16 protein-coding genes are annotated in these 19,901 nt (G+C 31.5%); 11 read left to right on the top strand and 5 right to left on the bottom strand.

Features of this window, described 5'->3' with window-relative positions; translation table 11 throughout:
• Positions 1-8: 8 nt before the first annotated feature.
• The gene (locus tag WPG_RS07415; RefSeq protein WP_045470926.1) at positions 9-2,120 is read left to right on the top strand and encodes a serine hydrolase domain-containing protein; all 2,112 of its coding nucleotides are present in this window, start codon (positions 9-11) and stop codon (positions 2,118-2,120) included.
• Between the two features lie 121 nt (positions 2,121-2,241).
• Here the strand turns inward: WPG_RS07415 and WPG_RS07410 are convergent, their stop codons facing one another.
• The gene (locus WPG_RS07410; protein ID WP_197539938.1) at positions 2,242-2,877 is read right to left on the bottom strand and encodes a HEAT repeat domain-containing protein; all 636 of its coding nucleotides are present in this window, start codon (positions 2,875-2,877) and stop codon (positions 2,242-2,244) included.
• A gap of 2 nt (positions 2,878-2,879) precedes the next feature.
• Positions 2,880-3,905 carry an LD-carboxypeptidase gene (locus WPG_RS07405; RefSeq protein WP_084221544.1) on the bottom strand — a complete coding sequence of 342 codons (1,026 nt, stop codon included), beginning with the start codon at positions 3,903-3,905 and terminating at the stop codon, positions 2,880-2,882.
• A 158-nt stretch (positions 3,906-4,063) separates the two neighbouring features.
• Here WPG_RS07405 and WPG_RS07400 point away from each other — a divergent pair, with 158 nt between their 5' ends.
• The 5 genes from WPG_RS07400 (at position 4,064) to WPG_RS07380 (ending at position 12,727) form a co-directional block, all read left to right on the top strand.
• Positions 4,064-5,524: a DUF1800 family protein gene (locus WPG_RS07400; protein WP_045470923.1), complete on the top strand. Its 1,461-nt coding sequence runs from the start codon at positions 4,064-4,066 to the stop codon at positions 5,522-5,524.
• Between the two features lie 9 nt (positions 5,525-5,533).
• Complete coding sequence (locus WPG_RS07395) at positions 5,534-7,135, top strand: DUF1501 domain-containing protein (protein ID WP_045470921.1); 1,602 nt, start codon at positions 5,534-5,536, stop codon at positions 7,133-7,135.
• Positions 7,136-7,239: 104 nt separating this feature from the next.
• Positions 7,240-9,306 (top strand): methionine--tRNA ligase, encoded by a 2,067-nt coding sequence (gene metG, locus WPG_RS07390; protein WP_045470919.1) that lies wholly within the window; start codon positions 7,240-7,242, stop codon positions 9,304-9,306.
• An 87-nt stretch (positions 9,307-9,393) separates the two neighbouring features.
• Positions 9,394-11,802, top strand: a complete 2,409-nt coding sequence (locus tag WPG_RS07385) for a hypothetical protein (protein WP_084221633.1) — start codon at positions 9,394-9,396, stop codon at positions 11,800-11,802.
• A 22-nt stretch (positions 11,803-11,824) separates the two neighbouring features.
• Complete coding sequence (locus WPG_RS07380; RefSeq protein ID WP_045470915.1) at positions 11,825-12,727, top strand: histone deacetylase; 903 nt, start codon at positions 11,825-11,827, stop codon at positions 12,725-12,727.
• Position 12,728: 1 nt separating this feature from the next.
• Here the strand turns inward: WPG_RS07380 and WPG_RS07375 are convergent, their stop codons facing one another.
• From WPG_RS07375 to WPG_RS07365, 3 genes are read right to left on the bottom strand one after another with little or no spacing between them, the layout of a single operon-like run.
• On the bottom strand, positions 12,729-15,023 hold the full coding sequence (locus WPG_RS07375; RefSeq protein ID WP_045470913.1) for a TonB-dependent receptor plug domain-containing protein: 2,295 nt from the start codon (positions 15,021-15,023) through the stop codon (positions 12,729-12,731).
• Positions 15,007-15,915, bottom strand: coding sequence for a FecR family protein (locus WPG_RS07370; protein WP_045470911.1), 909 nt, complete (start codon positions 15,913-15,915; stop codon positions 15,007-15,009). The genes WPG_RS07375 and WPG_RS07370 overlap by 17 nt, the downstream gene beginning before the upstream one ends.
• A gap of 47 nt (positions 15,916-15,962) precedes the next feature.
• The gene (locus tag WPG_RS07365; protein WP_045470909.1) at positions 15,963-16,487 is read right to left on the bottom strand and encodes an RNA polymerase sigma factor; all 525 of its coding nucleotides are present in this window, start codon (positions 16,485-16,487) and stop codon (positions 15,963-15,965) included.
• A 107-nt stretch (positions 16,488-16,594) separates the two neighbouring features.
• Between WPG_RS07365 and WPG_RS07360 the strand changes: the two genes are divergently transcribed.
• The 5 genes from WPG_RS07360 to WPG_RS07340 are packed head-to-tail and all read left to right on the top strand — an operon-like array spanning position 16,595 to position 19,846.
• On the top strand, positions 16,595-17,665 hold the full coding sequence (locus WPG_RS07360) for a hypothetical protein (RefSeq protein WP_045470907.1): 1,071 nt from the start codon (positions 16,595-16,597) through the stop codon (positions 17,663-17,665).
• 18 nt (positions 17,666-17,683) lie between these two features.
• The gene (locus tag WPG_RS07355) at positions 17,684-18,064 is read left to right on the top strand and encodes an OB-fold protein (RefSeq protein WP_045470905.1); all 381 of its coding nucleotides are present in this window, start codon (positions 17,684-17,686) and stop codon (positions 18,062-18,064) included.
• A gap of 2 nt (positions 18,065-18,066) precedes the next feature.
• Positions 18,067-18,915 carry a DUF5777 family beta-barrel protein gene (locus WPG_RS07350; protein WP_045475314.1) on the top strand — a complete coding sequence of 283 codons (849 nt, stop codon included), beginning with the start codon at positions 18,067-18,069 and terminating at the stop codon, positions 18,913-18,915.
• Between the two features lie 12 nt (positions 18,916-18,927).
• The gene (locus tag WPG_RS07345) at positions 18,928-19,287 is read left to right on the top strand and encodes a hypothetical protein (protein WP_045470903.1); all 360 of its coding nucleotides are present in this window, start codon (positions 18,928-18,930) and stop codon (positions 19,285-19,287) included.
• 10 nt (positions 19,288-19,297) lie between these two features.
• Entirely contained in the window at positions 19,298-19,846 is a 549-nt protein-coding gene (locus tag WPG_RS07340) for a YceI family protein (protein WP_045470902.1), read from the top strand.
• Positions 19,847-19,901 lie beyond the last annotated feature (55 nt).

Here is a 19,901-nt window from a genome sequence, read left to right as displayed (position 1 = left end):
AATTAATTATGAAAAAAACGATCACTCTACTCGCCTTTCTTATTTCAGTTTCATCTTTATCTCAAAATGATATAAAAAAAATTGATTCTATAGTTAATTCTAAGATTGCAGAAAACGATCCAGGTTTAATGGTTGGAATCGTAAAAGATGGAAAAATCATTTATGAAAAATATCGTGGATTAGCTTATCTGCAATTTCAAATAAAAATAGACAAAAAAACAAAATCTAATATTGCATCTACGGCAAAACAGTATACTGCATTAATGATTTTAGATTTAGTATTAAACAAAAAGTTGGATTTAGAAGATGATATTAGGAAGTATCTTCCAAGTCTATACAAAAAAGTAAAAGATCAAATAAAAATTAGACACGTTCTTAATCATACCAGTGGCATTAGAGACTATTGTGATTTAATGGGTTTACAAAACGATATTTGGTGGAAAAAAATAGGTTTAAAAAATGATGACGTTATTAACTTATTAAAACAACAAGAAGACCTAGCTTTTAAACCGGGTTCAGAATATACGTATAGCAATTCAGGTTATGTTGTTTTGGCAGAAATCATAGAAAAAATCTCAGGTAAAAAATTCACTAATTACTCAAAACAGTTTTTTAGTGATTTGGGTATGAAGGAAACATTATTTATTGAGCGATACGCTGGCATTATTCCTAACAGAGCAGAACCCTATGGTGATTGGGGTGATGGTATAATGCTGCAAACACCAACAGTTACTAAAACCGCTGGAGAAGGCTTTTTATATACTACACTTAAAGATCAACTACACTTTGAACAAGCAGTACAAAATGCAAATCAAAACAGTAATACCCTATTAATAAAAAGTCAACAACCCATTCCAAATAGTGAAATTACAACCTACGGTTTTGGACTAGAACTTAATGATTTTTTAAACCGAAAAGCAGTACATCATAGTGGTGCAACAGGTGGCTATAACTCTCAAATGATTAGGTTCCCAGAAGAAAAATTAACCATTTTTGCAATGAGTAATAATGGTAATATTTCAACATATATGATTGCCAATGAAATTGCAAATGTTCTTCTTCCTAAAATAAATAAGAAAGAGCAATATAATCCAAGACTATCTGAAACAATAGGTACTTCTGAAAAAGTACAGATTACAGGTCAATACCATACCAAAAGTGGTTATTTAACAAGAATCGTAACGGAAGAAGATAAAACCTATTTCAAACAAGGAAGAAATCTTAGTATTGAGCTTATTCCAGAAACAAAAAACAAATATCATTTAGACTATGACCCTAAATCAAAGTTAGTGTTTTATAAGGAAGAGATGGTTTTATTTGAACCATCAGGGAAAATGTCTATTTATAAAAGAAGTAATGAAAAACCTGCTTCTTTTGCGGATTTAGAAGGTTTTATTGGTACTTATTTTAGTGATGAATTAGATATGAGTTTTAGTCTTTCATTAGATAAAAACAATAAATTAAAAATGAATTTTTCAAATCGTAACAATGAGCGAGATGCAGAGGTGTTTAATAAAAACGAATTATTGTCTCGTAATTTCACTTTAAAAATAAATAGAGATCAATTTGATAGAGTTACTGAAATATTCTTAAGCTTAGGAAGAGCTAAAAATAATCGATTTAAAAAGATGACAAATTTAACTCATCAGCCAAAAGTTAAAACTGAAAATGGGTCTATCCAAGTTACAACAATTGGATCTGTAAATGGTAATACCTCAGATATTCTATTGACAAAAAATCATCAAAATGGAAATGAAGTTTGGTCTCAAAAATTTGGTGGTAATAGTTATGATAAAGCAAGTTCCATTTTATCTACAGATGATGGTTATTTAATTATTGGTTCTACAAGTTCATACGGGAAGGGTAATTACGATATGTTTGTGATTAAAACAGATAAAAAAGGGAATAAGATTTGGCAAAACACCTTTGGTGATTTTTATAATGAATATGGTTATTCAGCTGAAAAAACAGTTACAGGCTTTTTAATTAAAGGGACCATCCAGAACTGTACATCAAATACAGATGTTTTTAACAGAGAATGCACAACCAACGTTTGGTTTGTTTCTATTGATAAAAACGGAAAGGAATTATCAAATAAAATATTAGAAGAGATTAAATAGACTTATAATTAGCATTGATATAATCAATAGCTTCTTGCTGCGTTAGAACAGTAAACTTTTTATAACGATTATGTACATCCACAATTTCATCTAAAGCTTTTTGAACTAGTTCTTTATTTTGTCAGGTATTAAGATGAGCAACCACAGTTTGTAAACAACCTCGCTTGTATGCAATTTGACCTAGTACATGAATTAATGTATCAGAAACGCGTTTGGTTTCATCAAATTCTAATTCTCTTAAAAGTGGTAAAATATCTTGAGGATGTGTTCTTCCTCTTAATTCAATACCATGGCAAATCTCTCGCCTTATCTCTTTGTCTTGGTGTTTTAGATAGGTTTTAGCCCAAGCCAAAACAGGCAAAGGGTTACGTTCGCCCATTTTCTTAATGGAACCTATTACTGCATTCCTAACACGATGGTGCTTATCAAATAAACCAGCATCCATAAAATATTGAATCTTATCAAAATGAAATTTCCCTATTTCACCAGCTGCATTAATAACTGTTTGTCTCACTAACTCATCTTCAGATTTCATTAGCTCTTTTAATACCAAAAAAATTTCGGATTGTAATTGTTTCTGTGAGTAGAAGATTTTGCCAATAGCTAAATAAGCTGTTTTTCTAATGTAAGTATCCTCATATGCAAAGTATTTGATAATATTTTCTGTATTATGTTTCTTTAAATCATTTTCAATATCTTGATTGATTTCTTCAACCAATTGGTTACGTTTTCGTTTTAATAAATCGTAAAATGACATCTTTAATTTAGAACTCTTAGCTTAGTTTTCTCTGTCTCAACAGATAGATGAATACTTCCCCCTAAAATCAAAGCTCGATTATCTTTTTCATGACCTGCTGGCATGTTAAAGGTAATTGGAAAATCATATTCAGATAAGGCATCAAGGATCAACTGTTCTACTGAATTTCCCCAAAGCGTGGTGTTTTTTCGCATTTTAGACATATCACCAACAATTAGACCTTTAAGGTCATCAAAATAACCAGCGCGTTTCATACTTTGTAACATTCTGTCAATGTGATATTTGTATTCGCCTATTTCTTCAATAAATAATATTTTCCCAGAGGTATCAATAGTTTCTTCAGAGCCTAACATGGTATGCAAGATGGTTAGATTTCCACCAACTAATGGTCCTGTAGTTTCCCCTACTCTATTGTATTTAGAACCTCGAAGTGTATAATCATAAGGATCCCCAAAAATAGCTGCTTTAAACGTCTCAATAGTTTCTTTAATTTCTTCCAGATCTTTAGTCAAACTAACACACATTAATGCATGAATAGTTTGAAATCCTTCATTATGTACTTGGTTGTGTAAAGCTGTAATATCACTGTAACCAATAATCCATTTGGGGTTTTCTTTAAACTTTTTATAATTGAGTTTATCTAAAATTCTAACCGTCCCATAACCTCCTCTTGCACACCAAATAGCACTAATATTAGAATCGTCCAAAGCATTTTGTAAGTCCTCGCATCGTTCATCATCTGTACCTGCAAAATGATTTGATTTACTAAATACATGTTTGCCAACCACTGCATTCAATCCCCAACTTTTTAATAAATCTACAGCTTGTTGCACTTCGCGTTCTCGATTTTTTAAAATCCCAGATGGAGCTACTATGGCTACTGTATCTCCTGCTTTTAAATATGGAGGTTGGATTAATTCTGATATCATTTCTGTAGAATTATCAGTTTTATTTTGAGCATAAGTTTTATCGTTTGTTAATAAACTAATTGCAAAACATAAAAACACAATCGAGGGTCTCAAAATCATATAAACTGCTTTTTGTAAAGATAAAAAGTAAAATTTGATGTCAATTAAAATTGCAGACTTTATAAATTTTTAACAAAAAAACATCTAAATAATGTATCTTCAACGTATATGGTGATATTTCCCTCTTTATTTCGTTTGTTTAACTAAAAATCCTACTCATGGCAGTTTTTACATCTTGTATTACGTCTTCGTTACAACCTTATTTACCTTCTACTGAAAATCCATGGAATGAAACTCGAGTAAGACATGCATTTAGGCGAATTGGTTATGACGCTAATAAGTCCATGATTACAAATGCACTAGCAGTCTCACCAAGTGTATTAATTGACCAATTAGTTAACGAATCGCTAAATGTCTCCGATTGGCCAGAACCAACTTGGGCAAATTTCACAGATGACGACTACACCAATCTTGGTCTAGACTTTGATGAACAAACACAAGCCAATCATGGAGAGGTTTATCGTGCACTTGTTGAGCAGATGGCGGGAGAAACGGGTTTAAAAGCAAGACTAATCTTGTTTTGGAGTAATCATTTTGTAACACGCTTAGAAGAATATTATACGAGTAACCATCTTTACGAATATTACAAAACTATAGAAACCCATGCACTTGGTAACTTTCAAAATTTTGTAAGTGATATCGGAAAAACAAGTGCTATGCTAGTGTTTTTAAATGGTTTAGAAAATACAAGCTTTAGCCCTAACGAAAATTATGCACGGGAGCTATACGAATTGTTTACCCTTGGAGTAGACAATGGCTACAATCAACAAGATATTGAAGAAACCTCTAAAGCACTAACCGGTTATAACCACAGACAAAACTGGACTTATCCTATTTATTTTGATAATAGCACATTCAACACTACTGATAAAACTATTTTTGAGCAAACTGGAAATTGGAACTATGATGATGTCGTTACTATATTATTTCAAGAAAAATCGCCTTTAATTGCACAATTTATCTGTAAAAAACTTTATAAATATTTTGTTAGCGCAACTATTAATGAGGATGTCGTAACCGAAATGGCAACACTTTTTGTTCAAGATTTTAATATTGCCAATATTCTTAGAACATTATTTAAAAGCCAACATTTCTTTGATAGTAAAACTATAGGAATACAAATAAAAAGTCCATATGATATGACCATATCATATTTAAAAATTACTGGCTTTAGTCTGCAAGATGAATTCAAAGAGGCAATTGTATGGATTAATGGATTAATAGGACAAAGTCTTTTCGACCCTGTTGATGTTGCAGGATGGCAAGGAGATAGAGATTGGATTAACTCAAGTACTTTAAGTGGTCGCTGGGAAATTTTACAATGGACTATCTGGCATACTTGGAATAATTATAATGAAGAATTGAGAACATTTGCGATAGAAAGTTCTAATAACAGTAATGACCCTTATCTCATCTCAAAAAGTATTATAGACCGGTTTATGCCTGTAGAATTGTTTTCGACTGAAGATTACCAAGTTGCTACAGATATTTTTAAACATAATGTACCTACAAACTATTATGAAGATCAACTTTGGAATCTACAATGGGATTCTGCTCCTTACCAAGTCGCCTTACTCCTACTTCATCTTATAAAAATTCCTGAATTTCAGCTTAAATAACCTTCTATTATGTGCAATCACAATACAAATACAGATAAAAAATTTGGAACTAGTGCTCATGATTTAGAGCATAAAAAATGGAATAGAAGATCATTTCTACAAGCTTTAGGTTTATCAGGAGCTGGCACTATGATGCTAGGCGGTATGCCACTCTCTGCTTCTAGTAATTCTAAACTTGCTGCAGCAATTAGTAATTCTGAAACGGATAGAGTTTTAGTAATCATTAGATTAAAAGGTGGTAATGATGGTCTTAACACTATAGTCCCAATTTACGACTATGATACCTATGCAACCCAAAGACCAAGTATTAGACATTATCAAAATCAGTTAACGGCTTTAACGCCAGATTTTGGGATGCCTAGCTATATGAATGACCTGTTAAATCTTTGGGATAATGGAGGTATGAAGGTTGTACATGGAGTTGGATATGAAAATCCAAGTTTATCTCATTTTGCTGGCGCAGATGTTTGGGCCTCGACAGATCCTACAAATGCGACGCAATCAGGTTGGTTAGGCCGTCACTTCGAAGAATTATATCCTGAATATTTATTAAATCCACCTTCAATTCCGGCGGCAGTTCAAATTGGTAGTATTGGTAATTTAATATTTGATGGTCCATCAAATAGTTACGCATTTTCTGTAGCAAATCCTGATCAACTTGAATCCATAGCAGAAAATGGAACCGTACATGACATGACAAGTTTTCCAGATTGTATTTATGGTGAACAATTAGAGTTTATGCGTGGCACTACAAATACGACATATCAATACGCTGGTACAATTCATGAAGCTTACTCAGAAGGATCAAACAGTTTTGAGTATATGGACTCTGATTTAGGTCAACAATTAGCGATAGTAGCCAAATTAATAAAAGGTAATTTAGGCACTAAAGTTTATATGGTAACACTAGATGGTTTCGACACACATGCCAATCAAGTTAATAACCATAGAGAATTATTGGTTGATTTATCTAATTCTATTAAAACATTCTATGATGATTTAGCACAATCGGGATATGATGATAAAGTTTTATCTATGACACTTAGCGAATTTGGTCGTCGTATTTATGAAAATGGTTCTAACGGAACAGATCATGGTAAAGCAGCACCATTAATGCTATTTGGACCTGCTTTACAAGGAAACGGATTTGTTGGTACGCATCCAGATCTTAGTACAGGAGGAGGAAATCTAGACTATACGCAAGATTTTAGAGAAGTATACGCCAGTATTATGCAAGAGTGGTTGTGTATAGATAGTGACCTAGTAGATGAAGCTTTACTTAATACAACTTATGCCAGAGTTGATCTTGGCTTTAATTGTGATACCTTAGGTGTTGACGACTTTAACCGAAATAGGTTTAAACATTATGTACTTTACACAGATACGGATTCAATACTAAAAATAAAGAATCCATATACACAACATACCGTTATTAAACTTTACGATATTATGGGGAGGGATTTAGCAATACTTAAAAACGAAATATTATTTGCTGGTGAGCACAGTATTAGTATAAAAAATACCGTAAATACTAAATTGAATGTAGGTCAATATATTTATAGAATATCTATAGGGAATCAGAATTTTAGTAAATCTTTGATTATACGCTAATTCTTAAAACATAACATCATCAAAAGCCTTTAGTTTTACTAGAGGCTTTTTGGTTTCATAACTCCAAGTAAAATCGCTAATTTTGCCCTTCAGAAAAAAACAAAATGTCAAAGAGATATACCATAACAGCAGCCTTACCTTACACCAATGGACCAATTCATATTGGTCATTTAGCTGGTGTCTATGTACCTGCAGATATTTATTCGAGATACTTAAGGCTAATAGGTAATGATGTTGCTTTTATTTGCGGTAGTGACGAGCACGGAGTTCCAATTACTATAAAAGCAAAAAAAGAAGGTGTAACACCACAAGACATTGTAGATAAATATCATGCGATTATAAAAACCTCTTTTGAAGAGTTTGGTATTTCATTTGATAATTACTCTCGTACATCAGCGAAGATTCATCATGATACGGCTTCAGAGTTTTTTAAGACCTTATATGATAAAAACGAGTTTGTAGAAGAAGTTACAAAACAATTATATGATGCTGACGCTAATCAGTTTTTAGCTGACCGATTTGTTACAGGAACTTGCCCAAAATGTGGTTACGAAGAAGCTTATGGGGATCAATGTGAAAACTGCGGAAGCAGCTTAAATGCTACAGATTTAATTAACCCAAAGTCAGCTATAACAGGTAATGTACCAACATTAAAGGAGACTAAGCACTGGTTTTTACCATTAAATAAGCACGAAAACTTTTTAAAAGAATGGATCTTAGAAGGTCATAAAAAAGATTGGAAACCAAATGTATATGGCCAAGTAAAATCTTGGGTTGATGATGGTTTACGACCAAGAGCTGTAACTAGAGATTTAGATTGGGGAATACCTGTACCTTTAGAAGGTGGAGAAGGCAAAGTACTCTATGTATGGTTTGATGCACCAATCGGTTATATCTCTGCAACTAAAGAATGGGCTGCTCGCGAAGGAAAAAATTGGGAAGACTATTGGAAAGACAAAAACACAACTCTTGTCCACTTCATAGGAAAAGATAACATTGTTTTTCATTGCATTATTTTTCCATCTATGCTTAAGGCTGAAGGTTCATATATTTTACCAGAAAATGTTCCTGCTAATGAGTTCTTAAATTTAGAAGGCAATAAATTATCAACTTCAAAAAATTGGGCGGTTTGGTTACCAGACTATCTTATAGATTTCCCTAATCAGCAAGATGTATTACGTTATGCTTTAACCGCTAATGCACCAGAAGCAAAAGATAATGATTTCACTTGGAAAGATTTTCAGGCAAGAAACAACAACGAATTGGTTGCAATATTCGGAAACTTTATAAATCGTGTTGTTGTACTTACAAATAAATACTATGATGGTATTGTGCCTCAGCCTTCGAATTACACTAAAATAGATGAAGAAACCTTAACTACGCTAAGAGCTTATCCTGCTGTTATATCAAGTTCTATTGAACGTTATCGTTTTAGAGAAGCAAGTCAAGAGTTAATGAATTTAGCGCGACTAGGTAACAAATATTTAGCCGACGAAGAACCATGGAAAACTATCAAAACTGATGAAGAACGCACCAAAACTGTAATGTTTGTGGCTTTACAAATTGCATCTTCTTTAGCAATATTATCAGAACCATTTTTACCATTTACCTCAACAAAGCTCAAAAACATACTTTGCCACTCTCAACTAGATTCCGAATCTAGTTGGGAAGATGTTTCTAGTAAAGATATCTTATTACCTGCTAATCACTCTATTGAAAAAGGGAAACCGCAATTATTATTTTCAAAAATTGAGGATGATCAAATAGAAGTACAATTAGCAAAACTAGAGGCTAGTAAAAAAGCCAACGAAGCTGCGAAAAAAATAGTAGAACCGCAAAAAGAAGAAATTACTTTTGATGATTTCACCAAACTAGATATTAGAGTCGGTACTATTTTAGAAGCTGAGAAAATGCCAAAAACTAAAAAGCTTTTAGTCCTAAAAGTAGATACTGGTATAGACACACGTACTATTGTTTCTGGTATTGCAGAAAGTTTTAAACCAGAAGATATCATTGGTAAACGAGTTACAGTTTTAGTGAATTTAGCACCTAGAGCACTTCGTGGAGTAGAAAGTCAAGGTATGATTTTAATGACTGAGGACCAAGGTGGTAATTTAGTATTTGTTAATCCAGATATTAAAGATGTTTCTAATGGATTAAAGATTAGTTAAGACTTTGCAGGACTTTTACTTAAATCAAAGTTAAAATAACTCTGTTTTCGTATGATTTTTAGTATTTTAGGTATAAAATTAGCTTTTATGAAAACGCACTACACTCACAGGTTTATTAGGTTAATCTGTTTACTTATTTTTTGTACTTCAATTTCTAATATCCATGCCCAAGAAGATTCGGAGATTTTAGATGCCTATGAAGATTATTCTGATGCTGCCAGAGAAGTTGTCTATATGCATTTAAATAAATCTACATACATAAAAGGCGAGTCTATTGGGTTTACAGCTTATGTTATGGATAAAAAAGATAAAAAGCCTTCTCAGTTAACTACAAATCTCTATGTAAGTATTGAGGACAAAAATAAGAATGTCGTAAAACAAAAGCTTATAAAAGTTGATAACGGAGTGGCAACAAACTCATTTGATCTCGATTCGTTATTTACATCTGGTTATTACAATGTAAAAGCTTACACCAATTGGATGCTTAACTTTAATGAACAAAATTATTATGTAGAATCCGTTAGAATTATTGACCCAAAAAATGAAGAATATATTGAAGAGCAAATGGTGTCTAATACCATTGATGCTCAATTTCTTCCTGAAAGTGGCCACCTATTAAATGGGGTTATTAATACTATTGGTGTAGTAATAAAGGATGATTTTGGTTTCGGGATTCCTAATTCAGAAGGAGAAGTATTAGGTAAAAACAATGAGGTTTTGTCTTCTTTTAAAACCAATAAATTTGGCATTGGAAAATTTCAATTACAAACCGAAATTGGCAATAGCTACAAAGTAAAAATTACAAACGCTAACAAGGAATTTCATTTTGATCTCAAACAAAATATTGAAGTCAAAGGCATTATAATGTCGCTAAAAAGCCTTAAGTCCAAAGTTTATGTGTCTTTAATTACAAATGAGGAAACTCTAAATGATGTCAAAAACAAAAGGCATACACTAATGATTCATAATGGTAACAACTATGATATTATGGATATTTATTTCACAGATGAGACTGTTGTTACCAAGGCCATAGAATACAGTGACACTACTTCTGGGGTTAATATCCTAACACTTTTTAATGAAAATGATAAGCCTATATCAGAGCGTCTATTCTTTAACTATGAAGGCATAAATATTTTAACTTCTAATACCATTTCTGCCTCAAAACAGAGAGATACAGTAACTGTAAAACTTAACTTTAAAGACATTAATACAGAAACTATTAATTCTTTGAGTGTTTCTGTTCTTCCAGAAGAAACTAAATCTTATAAAAGACATAATAACATTGTTTCATATACTTTTTTACAACCTTATATAAAAGGTGCTGTTGAGCAGGCGAAATATTATTTTACAGATGTTAACGCGAAAAAACAATATGAGTTAGATAATTTATTATTAACTCAAGGTTGGAGTAGCTATAACTGGAACGAAATTTTTGAAAATGAACCTAACCAAACCCACATGTTCGAACAAGGTATTAGACTTAAAGCTAATTTACCAAGTGATATAAGTAAAGGACCAAACAATGCTTATTTAATGCATGCTATAGCAAGTGAAGATCCTAGGATTTTTGAACTTTCTGAAGGGGAAAATAGTTTTTTAATAGATAATCTATTTCCTGTTGGTGAGGATAAAATATACATGTCTAAAATGACTAAAGTAAATGGCTTGTTACCAGCTTCATTATATTTTCAGAGTTTTCCAAGTGCCATACCACGATTAACAGCAGAATCAAAAACTCTCAACCCAAAATTTGATTATAAAATTGAAGCCAGTTTAAAAAAGGATGTGTTTAAAAAATTCAACTTCGATGAGACTCAAGAACTTGATGAAGTTGTTGTAGAAAGTGCCTTAGATAGAAAACGAACCAGAATGCGTGAGTTTAATAAACATAAATTCGGAAAAGTATCTGCTATTGACGAAGATGATAGATTAATGTTTAACACATTAGGTCAGTTTTTAGTTTCTAAAGGGTTTTTTGTAATTGATCAAGGAGGAGAGTTTTACATAGAGGATAGAACAGGTGTAAATAGAACACCTAATAGCCTAACAAGCTCACCAGTGTTCTTTTTAGATGATATGTATATGGTTGATACGTCTATATTTTATCAATACTCATTAACCAATGTAGGTTATATAGAAATAAATCGACTCGGAATTGGTGAGGGTCTCAGAGGTGGAAAAGGAGTGATTAAAATTTATTCAAGTACTAAAGGTTCTAAGAGTACAAATAATCAAGATTCGGTTCAGGACTTTAAATTGCCTTTATCATTTAGTGCAGAAAAAAAGTTCTATGTTCCTAAATATAACTCTTACTTCAATGATTTTTATAAAGGCTATGGTGTTATTGGTTGGGAACCAAAAGTAATCATTGATAAGAATGGTAATGCAAGCTTTAAAATTGTTAAACCTAGAGGGGAAATCACGCTATTTATTGAAGGTATAGCAAACAATGGTTCGTTTATTTTTGAAGAAAAAACGATATCATTAAATTAGGCAAAAATTTGTCTAATAGTGTATGCTTAAGATAGCGTTTCATCCCATTTATAAGCATCCACTACCAGTAGGACATCGGTTTCCGATGGAAAAATATGAGTTATTGCCACAACAATTGCTTTACGAAGGCACTTGTAGTGGCAATAATTTTTTTGAACCTACAAAACCAAATGACAAACACATTTTAGCTGTACATGATCCTGAGTATTATTACGATTTAGTGAATATTACTCTAAATCAAAGAGCTGCTCGTAAAATTGGTTTCCCTTTAAGTGAAGTGCTAGTTGAACGTGAGGTTATTATCGCAGATGGTACTATCAAAGCTAGTAAATTTGCTTTAGAATACGGAATAGCAATGAATATTGCAGGTGGTACACACCATGCCTATACTAATAGAGGTGAAGCATTTTGTTTGCTTAACGATCAGGCAATTGGAGCACGTTATCTTCAAAATAAAGGTTTAGCAAAAAAGATTTTAATAGTAGATTTAGATGTGCACCAAGGTAATGGGACTGCAGAGATTTTTCAGAATGATGATTCTGTATTTACATTTTCTATGCATGGCAAAAGTAATTATCCTTTTAAAAAGGAACTAAGCGATTTAGATATTCCTTTAGAAAATGATATTGACGATTCAACATATTTAGAATTACTAAGACAAACCTTACCAAAACTGATTAAAGAACAGCAACCAGACTTTATCTATTACCTCTCTGGTGTCGATGTTATAGCTTCAGATAAGCTAGGCAAACTTGGCATGTCTATAGAAGGTTGTAAAGCCAGAGATCGTTTTGTTTTAGAACAATGTAAAGCCAATAATATTAATGTAATGTGCAGTATGGGAGGTGGTTACTCGCCTAATATTAAAACTATTGTAGATGCGCATGCCAATACCTTTAGATTGGCACGAGAAATTTTCTTTTAGTCTAAAAATTAACTCTAAAAACTACATTTGGAGTTATGCCCAATGATTGTTGCTTTATTTCATCAACGCTATCACCATTAAATCTGTAGAAATTATTAATCACATTATTTTTATCCAAAAGGTTCCAAATTGAAACACCAAGATTGGCAAATTTAGTTTTGCCTAATTTAAAATTATATAAAGCAGATATATCAACTCTTAAATACGCTTGCAATTGATCCGAGTTTGTAGTGTCAAAATTAATTTCATTATCAATAATTTCATTCCCTAAAACTGGACTTGTCTTTGGTCTTCCAGAATTCCAATTTAAACCAGCAGACATTTTTAATCGTTTCGAAGTATAATTAGTCCCAAAAGTAAGGGCATGTGTAACATCAAAATTACTTGGAAACGAAGTCTCTGGTAGCGCATTAAAGTGATAATTACTATTCATGTAAGAATAACTAAACCAGGAGTTAAAATTATTCATTTGTTTTCTTACAATAAAATCAACTCCTCTAACATCGTAAAACCCAGAAGTTCTAACAAACTCATATTGATTTTGAAATCCTTGACTTTGTGTTGTTATGCCTTTTACTTTTTTATAATAAACGTCTGCGCTAATAAGCCACCCACTTTTGTTATAAGACAATCCAAGAGAAGCTTGTCTGCTACTTATTACAGGAATATCTTCATCATTAGACAATTGCCATCGTCGTTTCTCAATACCTAAAAAATCATTCTGAAAATTAATAATCTGAGATGATGTTTGATGTTTAAATTCCCCTAAAACCTCAACAGAAAAATGATCTAAAAACTTGTGAGAAAAACTCAGTCTTGGCTCTAATAGGTGCTTATCAAATTTACCTATATAATTATATCTTAAACCCGAATTTAGATTGGTATTTCTATCCTTAGACCTATACGATAATTGAGAAAACACACCATGAGTTCTAACAACCTCTGAGATTAAAGATCTAAATAAAGGATTATCCACATCGTCTAAATTGGTAATCTCTGTTTCTACAAAATGATAGCCATTTAACAACTGTAATTTATCATTGACAGTATAGTCTGCTTTTAGTTTTACACTGGTCTCAGAGACTTTGTTTTCTTGAAGAAATCGCTGTGCATCTAATATATTAGAATTCACAGACTTTAACTTATAATCAGTTTCATAAACTTCAAAATTTGTTCTCCATTTACGATTCCAAATTTTTGAATACTGGACAGCTCCTGCAATACTATTCTGAGTTAAACTACTTTCTCTAGAATCTTCATTCTGATTAATCATAGTATTTTCATTAAACACCAATTCATTCGCAACATTTATGAAGTTTATTCTAAGTTCTTCTGTTGCACTCATTTTATATATCCAACGTAAGGAAGCATCGTAAAAATCGAATTCTTTATCCGAGTTGATAATATCCATAGTGTTATTCTCAACTTCGGTATCTTGAGAAATACGCTCAAAAAAGTTATTATAGGTTGGCGTCTCTGTGAAATTGCTCATCGATTTTCTTAAAGCAACTTGCAATGATGATTTTTTTCCTGTCGGAATATCCGCAAAACCATTTGCATCAATAAAATTAATACCTAAACTTCCCTTAAAGGATGTACTAATATTTTTATCTGTTTCCATAGCTATAGTGCCAGAAACACCATCTGTGTACTCAGTACCAGAACCGTTTTTTGTTAAAGCAACACGTTCGGTAATTTGAGGGTTAAACATAGAAATAAGACCAAAGAAATGACCAGACTGATACATTTTAATATCATCCCACAGAATTAAATTTTGGTCGTGAGTTCCACCACGTATATTAATATTAGAAACAGTTTCATTAATACTCTGTATACCAGGAAATGCTTGTACAGCTTGTAAAACATCAGTATCAACTAAACCCGGTAGAATATCAAAATCAGAAATATCTATTTCAAAAGAGCCATTACTTAACTTATTAACACCTTTCACAATATAACCCGATAACATTACCTCAGATAACTCTTGAAGTTTTGAATCTACTCCTGTAGAAATTATCAAAACCATATTATCACTAGTTAAACTAAACTTAAAGCCAGTTTGTACTTCTAAATACTTTAAAGTTTGCTCTAGCGAAAGGGTTTTGGAAGGAGCTATAATTTCTGTTTCAAAAATAGCGTCTTCTGCATAATTAAATTGAATATTAAACTGAGCTTCTAAAGTATTTAAAACCTCATATAAAGGGAGCTTTTTATCGGTCTCTTGTGCATTTGTCTCAAGAGAAAAAATAAAACTTAAAAGAAGTATTAAAATATACTGCTTAATTTGTTTTGCCATTAATTAGTACTTGGTTGGATGAACTAATTTCAAAAGCCAAATTCATAGGTTTCGTTATGGATATTAAGGCGTTTTCAAGGTTGTTATGTACAAATCCACCTGAAAATAATCTGGTAGTATCTACATTACTAAAATCAACTTTTATATTGTATTGTCTCTCTAACTCTTCAATGACCTCTGCAATAGGAATACGCTTAAAACGACTTTTATTAATGGTCCATTGTGGTACTATATCTCTTATTGTATCTTCACTAAAGGTATTATTTAAGATACGATAGGTTTGTCCTGCTGTTAATTGTCTTATAACAGTACCTGAAACTACTTTTACAATACCTTCATAACAAACGACTTCGAAATAATTTTTACGTGCTTTTACGTTAAATTCTGTACCAACAACGGTTACTACACCATTATTTGTATGAACATCAAAAGTTTTACCCTTGGCTACCTTAAAATAGGCTTCACCTTCTAAATTTAAGCTCCTTTTAGAATCCCAATTATTAGCATCATAAGTTATTTTAGAATCTGCATTTAAAGTCACTTGAGATAAATCAGGTAAGCTTAAAGTCGTTTTTTCACTTAATAAAGTCTGCTCTTCAATCGTATTTTTATTGAAAACTGTAAAATATAGACTAAACGAAATTAACAATACGGCTGCAACTCTTAACAATGGTTTTATCCAAGTGATACGCTTTTCAGAAGGTTTATTTTGATATGCTTTTCTAAATGTTTCAAAACTATCAACTTTAGAAAACTCTGATGCTTTAAAGTACTGTGCTTTATCAATTATATTTCGATTTATTGCATAGTCAGATTGCTTACTAAATGCTTCTTTTTCAGCACCTGTAAGCTCATCATTTAACCATTTTTTTAATAAATCGTCCGCCATCATTTATTGTGTCCTTAGTTATATAACAACTCAGGTATTATTTCTCCTTATTATTTTATTTTAAAACCCTCTAACTCTTTTTTAAGAATATTAAACGCACTATAAATTCTATATTCAACGACTTTTTGAGTTACGCCTAAAAGTTCTGCAATTTCACTATGCTTTTTCCCTTCTACTTTACTCATTAAAAAAGCAACACGCTGTTCTTCTTTTAACCCAGAAAGCACTTTGTTATATGCATTCAAATATTCTTGTTCTTCTAAAACAAACTCTGGAGTCTCATTAGTATAATGCTTAGGTTTTGTCTTTGTATGATTTAAAACCACTTTTTGATGTTTAATCTCATTAAGCATCATATTATTTGCTACTGTAAATAAAAACGACTTAGCTTTAGCAAATGTTACTTTTTTGCAATTATCCCATAACTTTATAAATGCCTCTTGAGCTTTATCTCTTGGGTTAAATTGTGCTCCGTATTTATAATATAAAAAATTATGAATATCATCTGCGTACTTATTGTAAACACGCTCAAATGTAGATGCTTCACAGATGTTTTCGTTTAGACTTTTTGACAAGATTAAATAGTTTTGATAAAGATATTGAAATATTTTTTTAGAAAGTTCAGTAGTTTTTAAAGTTGAGTTGTTATATATTAAATGGCAAGAAATAAATAAAGCCCTAAATGAAATCGAGAGTTATATTTTCCTTATTGTTTTTAAGTGTTATAAGCATTACTTCTTGTAGAACAGAAGAGACAGAGCTTATTTTAACTCCAGATGATGAAATACTTGCCTCAAATTCTATTGTTGCTCAATTAATGCAACGTGCGACTTCTAATGATGGTTCAATTGATAATATAGTTGATAGAGCTAATTGTTTTGATATAAAATTCCCTTACTCAGTAAATGTAAATAGTGAAGAAATAACTTTGAGTTCTAACTCAGATTTTGCTCGTGTAGAATGTGTTTTTGATCAATCTGATGATGACACAGACACCTTGGATATTATGTTTCCTGTAAATATTGTTTTAGCAGATTTTTCTGAAATCACTATAAATAATGAAGCAGAACTGAATTCTTACAGTGCTAATTGTAATGGAGAAAATGTTGCTGATATTGATATTGAATGTATAGATTTTCAATATCCTATTGAAGCGTCTTCCTTTAATTCTAATAGTGAGCTATTAGAGACCTTAAATCTAGAAAATGATTATCAACTCTATGATTTTATAGAGAATATAAGTCCTAGTGACATCATAACTATGGACTTTCCCTTAGTGGTAATACTTGCTGACGCCTCTAATGTTAGCATTACTAATTTTAATGAACTACAAACTATAATTGAAAACAATATAAATGCCTGCGACGAAGATGATGACTATGATTATAATGAAGATGATTGTGATGATTGTACTTTGGTTGATATTGAAAATCTACTCACAACTTGCAATGACTGGGCTGTTAATACACTAAGAAGAGATAGTGGTACTAATTATGATGATGTATATTACAACTATGATTTTAATTTCTTCAATGATGGAACAATGTCAGTATTTTGGAATACAACAACGGTTTACGGAACATGGATAGCAAATGGTTCTGGTAATGCTATTGAAGTTATAATTGACGTACCAGCATTGCCACTTTGCAATAACAATTGGATTATAAGAGAAATAAAGAATTGCTCTGACGAAACAGAAATTGATATGAGAGTTGGTATTGACCGTATTCAATATGTAAAAAACTGTAATTAATCAATTAAAAAGAATATTATGAAAAAATGGATTATTATCTTGCTAGTTATAATTGTAGCTGCAATAGTGGGTTATAATTATATCTATCAAGATCATAGAGACATAAAAAATGAAGATGCAGAATTTGTAATGTCATCTGATGATATAGCAATTAAGTTTTCTGAAAATGCCACTGAAGCAGAACAAACATTTTTAAATAAAACCATAGAGGTCTCTGGTATAATCTCTGAGCTTAACACAAATGACCTTACTTTAAATTATAAAGTATTTTGTCAATTTGAAAATGAAGTAATTAATAACACCAAAATTAATTCTGAAATAAAAATTAAAGGTCGTGTCATAGGATACGATGATTTATTAGAGCAAGTAAAACTAGATCAATGTGCAATAATCAAATAAAAATGAAATATTACTTTTTACTCCTATTATTTCTGAGCATTTCAATTAATGCCCAAGATGACTTATTTAGTGAAATAGATACAGATTCTGTAGGCGACCAGTATGCTACAGCAGCCTTTAAAGGCTTAAAAATTGTAAATTTTGAATCCACAAAACTAGTCGCTAAAAAAGAGCTAGTATTTATGGTGTCACACAGATTTGGAAGTATTGAAAATGGCTTTGATACATTCTTTGGCCTAGATGATGCTGTGACAAGAATGAGTTTTATATATGGAATTTCTGATGGTTTTAATATTGGTGTCTCTCGTAGCTCATTTCAGAAAATATATCAGGCTTCTGCAAAATACAGGTTGGTAAGACAAAAAGATAATGGATTCCCGTTTACTGTAGTTGCCTTTAATTCAATCTTAATTAATACTTCTTTTGAAGAAGATAATCTTCCGAAGATAAAATTCAAAGATCGTTTAGGTTATACTGCTCAATTACTAATATCTAAAAAGCTAAGTTCAAAATTGTCGTTAGAATTAGCGCCTACTTTTTTTCACGAAAATCTAGTGCCTTTCAATGAACAGCATAATTCTCAATATGCCATTGGTTTTGGAGGTCGCCACAAATTAAGTAAAAGATGGTCTGTTAATGTAGATTATGGTTGGCATTTAAACAGAGCTGATAATTCCCCATTTAAAAATCCTTTATCCATAGGTTTTGATTTAGAAACCGGAGGACATGTATTTCAGATGCATTTCTCTAATGCCCAAGCTATGAATACTAATGGGTTTTTAGGACAAGCCACTGGAGATTGGTCAGATGGTGATATTTATTTTGGATTTAACTTAAGTCGTGTTTTTTAAACTATATAATATATGAAACGTACATACCTAATATATTTATTAATCGTCAGTGTTTTTTACAGTTGTTCTTATGTAAATGAAGACGATCTTACCGAAGATGTAGTTATAGTTGATCTCGTAACTTACGAAGCTAACATTAAAACTATAATGGATACTAACTGCATTTCTTGTCATAACAGTCCTCCAATAAATGGAGCACCAATGTCATTAACAACTTTTAGTGATGTAAAAAATTCAGTAGAGAATAGAAACTTAATTGAACGTATTTCAGCTAATGATGCATCTGTAATGCCTGCTGGAGGGCCAAGATTACCACAAAATTTAATTGATCTTGTAATCCAATGGGAAACAGAAGGTCTCGAAGAAAACTAAAAAAATAAAGATGAAAAGAATAACATTTTTTATACTCGTACTAATTAGCATTAGTGCAGTAGGTCAAAACAAATACTTAACAAAAACTGGTACACTTAATTTTGAAGCTTCTGTCCCTTCTTTTGAAGAAGTTGCAGCTAAAAATAATTCAGTGACAGCGATATTAAATACTGAGAATGGGGAATTTGCTGCCTTAGCATTAGTCAAAGCTTTTCGCTTTAAAAATGCATTAATGGAAGAACATTTTAACGAAAATTATGCTGAATCAGATGGTCATCCTAAAGCTATATTTAAAGGTAAACTAAAAACTTTTGATTTTAATTCTTTAAGTGAAACTAGTAGTACATCATCTATTGATGGCACGTTAACTTTTCATGGAGTTACTAAAGAATTGAAAGGGATTTCACTTACCATAAAAATGGTAGATGATAAAATTATATTATCTGGTAACTTTAAAGTAATGGTCTCAGATTTTAATATTGAGATTCCTAAAATTGTAGCTAATAAACTCTCAGATGAAGTTTCTGTAGCATTTAATTTTGAATTAGTTAAAAAGTAATTTTTGCTCCAAAACTAAAAAAAGCGCAAGGGTTTCACTTGCGCTTTTTATATGA

Origin of the sequence: Winogradskyella sp. PG-2, assembly GCF_000828715.1 — a bacterium.
Classification (GTDB): Bacteria; Bacteroidota; Bacteroidia; order Flavobacteriales; family Flavobacteriaceae; genus Winogradskyella.
The sequence above is the reverse complement of the archived record's forward strand: the minus strand, read 5'-3'. Positions and strand labels throughout refer to the sequence as shown.

Excerpts from the sequence above, each read along its gene's own strand:
- WPG_RS07345 (WP_045470903.1), top strand. The coding sequence starts at position 18,928 with ATGAAACGTACATACCTAATATATTTATTAATCGTCAGTGTTTTTTAC.
- WPG_RS07405 (WP_084221544.1), bottom strand. The coding sequence starts at position 3,905 with ATGATTTTGAGACCCTCGATTGTGTTTTTATGTTTTGCAATTAGTTTA.
- WPG_RS07410 (WP_197539938.1), bottom strand. The coding sequence starts at position 2,877 with ATGTCATTTTACGATTTATTAAAACGAAAACGTAACCAATTGGTTGAA.
- WPG_RS07385 (WP_084221633.1), top strand. The coding sequence starts at position 9,394 with ATGAAAACGCACTACACTCACAGGTTTATTAGGTTAATCTGTTTACTT.
- WPG_RS07380 (WP_045470915.1), top strand. The coding sequence starts at position 11,825 with ATGCTTAAGATAGCGTTTCATCCCATTTATAAGCATCCACTACCAGTA.
- WPG_RS07375 (WP_045470913.1), bottom strand. The coding sequence starts at position 15,023 with ATGGCAAAACAAATTAAGCAGTATATTTTAATACTTCTTTTAAGTTTT.
- WPG_RS07395 (WP_045470921.1), top strand. The coding sequence starts at position 5,534 with ATGTGCAATCACAATACAAATACAGATAAAAAATTTGGAACTAGTGCT.
- metG (WP_045470919.1), top strand. The coding sequence starts at position 7,240 with ATGTCAAAGAGATATACCATAACAGCAGCCTTACCTTACACCAATGGA.
- WPG_RS07360 (WP_045470907.1), top strand. The coding sequence starts at position 16,595 with ATGAAATCGAGAGTTATATTTTCCTTATTGTTTTTAAGTGTTATAAGC.
- WPG_RS07350 (WP_045475314.1), top strand. The coding sequence starts at position 18,067 with ATGAAATATTACTTTTTACTCCTATTATTTCTGAGCATTTCAATTAAT.
- WPG_RS07340 (WP_045470902.1), top strand. The coding sequence starts at position 19,298 with ATGAAAAGAATAACATTTTTTATACTCGTACTAATTAGCATTAGTGCA.
- WPG_RS07400 (WP_045470923.1), top strand. The coding sequence starts at position 4,064 with ATGGCAGTTTTTACATCTTGTATTACGTCTTCGTTACAACCTTATTTA.
- WPG_RS07370 (WP_045470911.1), bottom strand. The coding sequence starts at position 15,915 with ATGATGGCGGACGATTTATTAAAAAAATGGTTAAATGATGAGCTTACA.
- WPG_RS07355 (WP_045470905.1), top strand. The coding sequence starts at position 17,684 with ATGAAAAAATGGATTATTATCTTGCTAGTTATAATTGTAGCTGCAATA.
- WPG_RS07415 (WP_045470926.1), top strand. The coding sequence starts at position 9 with ATGAAAAAAACGATCACTCTACTCGCCTTTCTTATTTCAGTTTCATCT.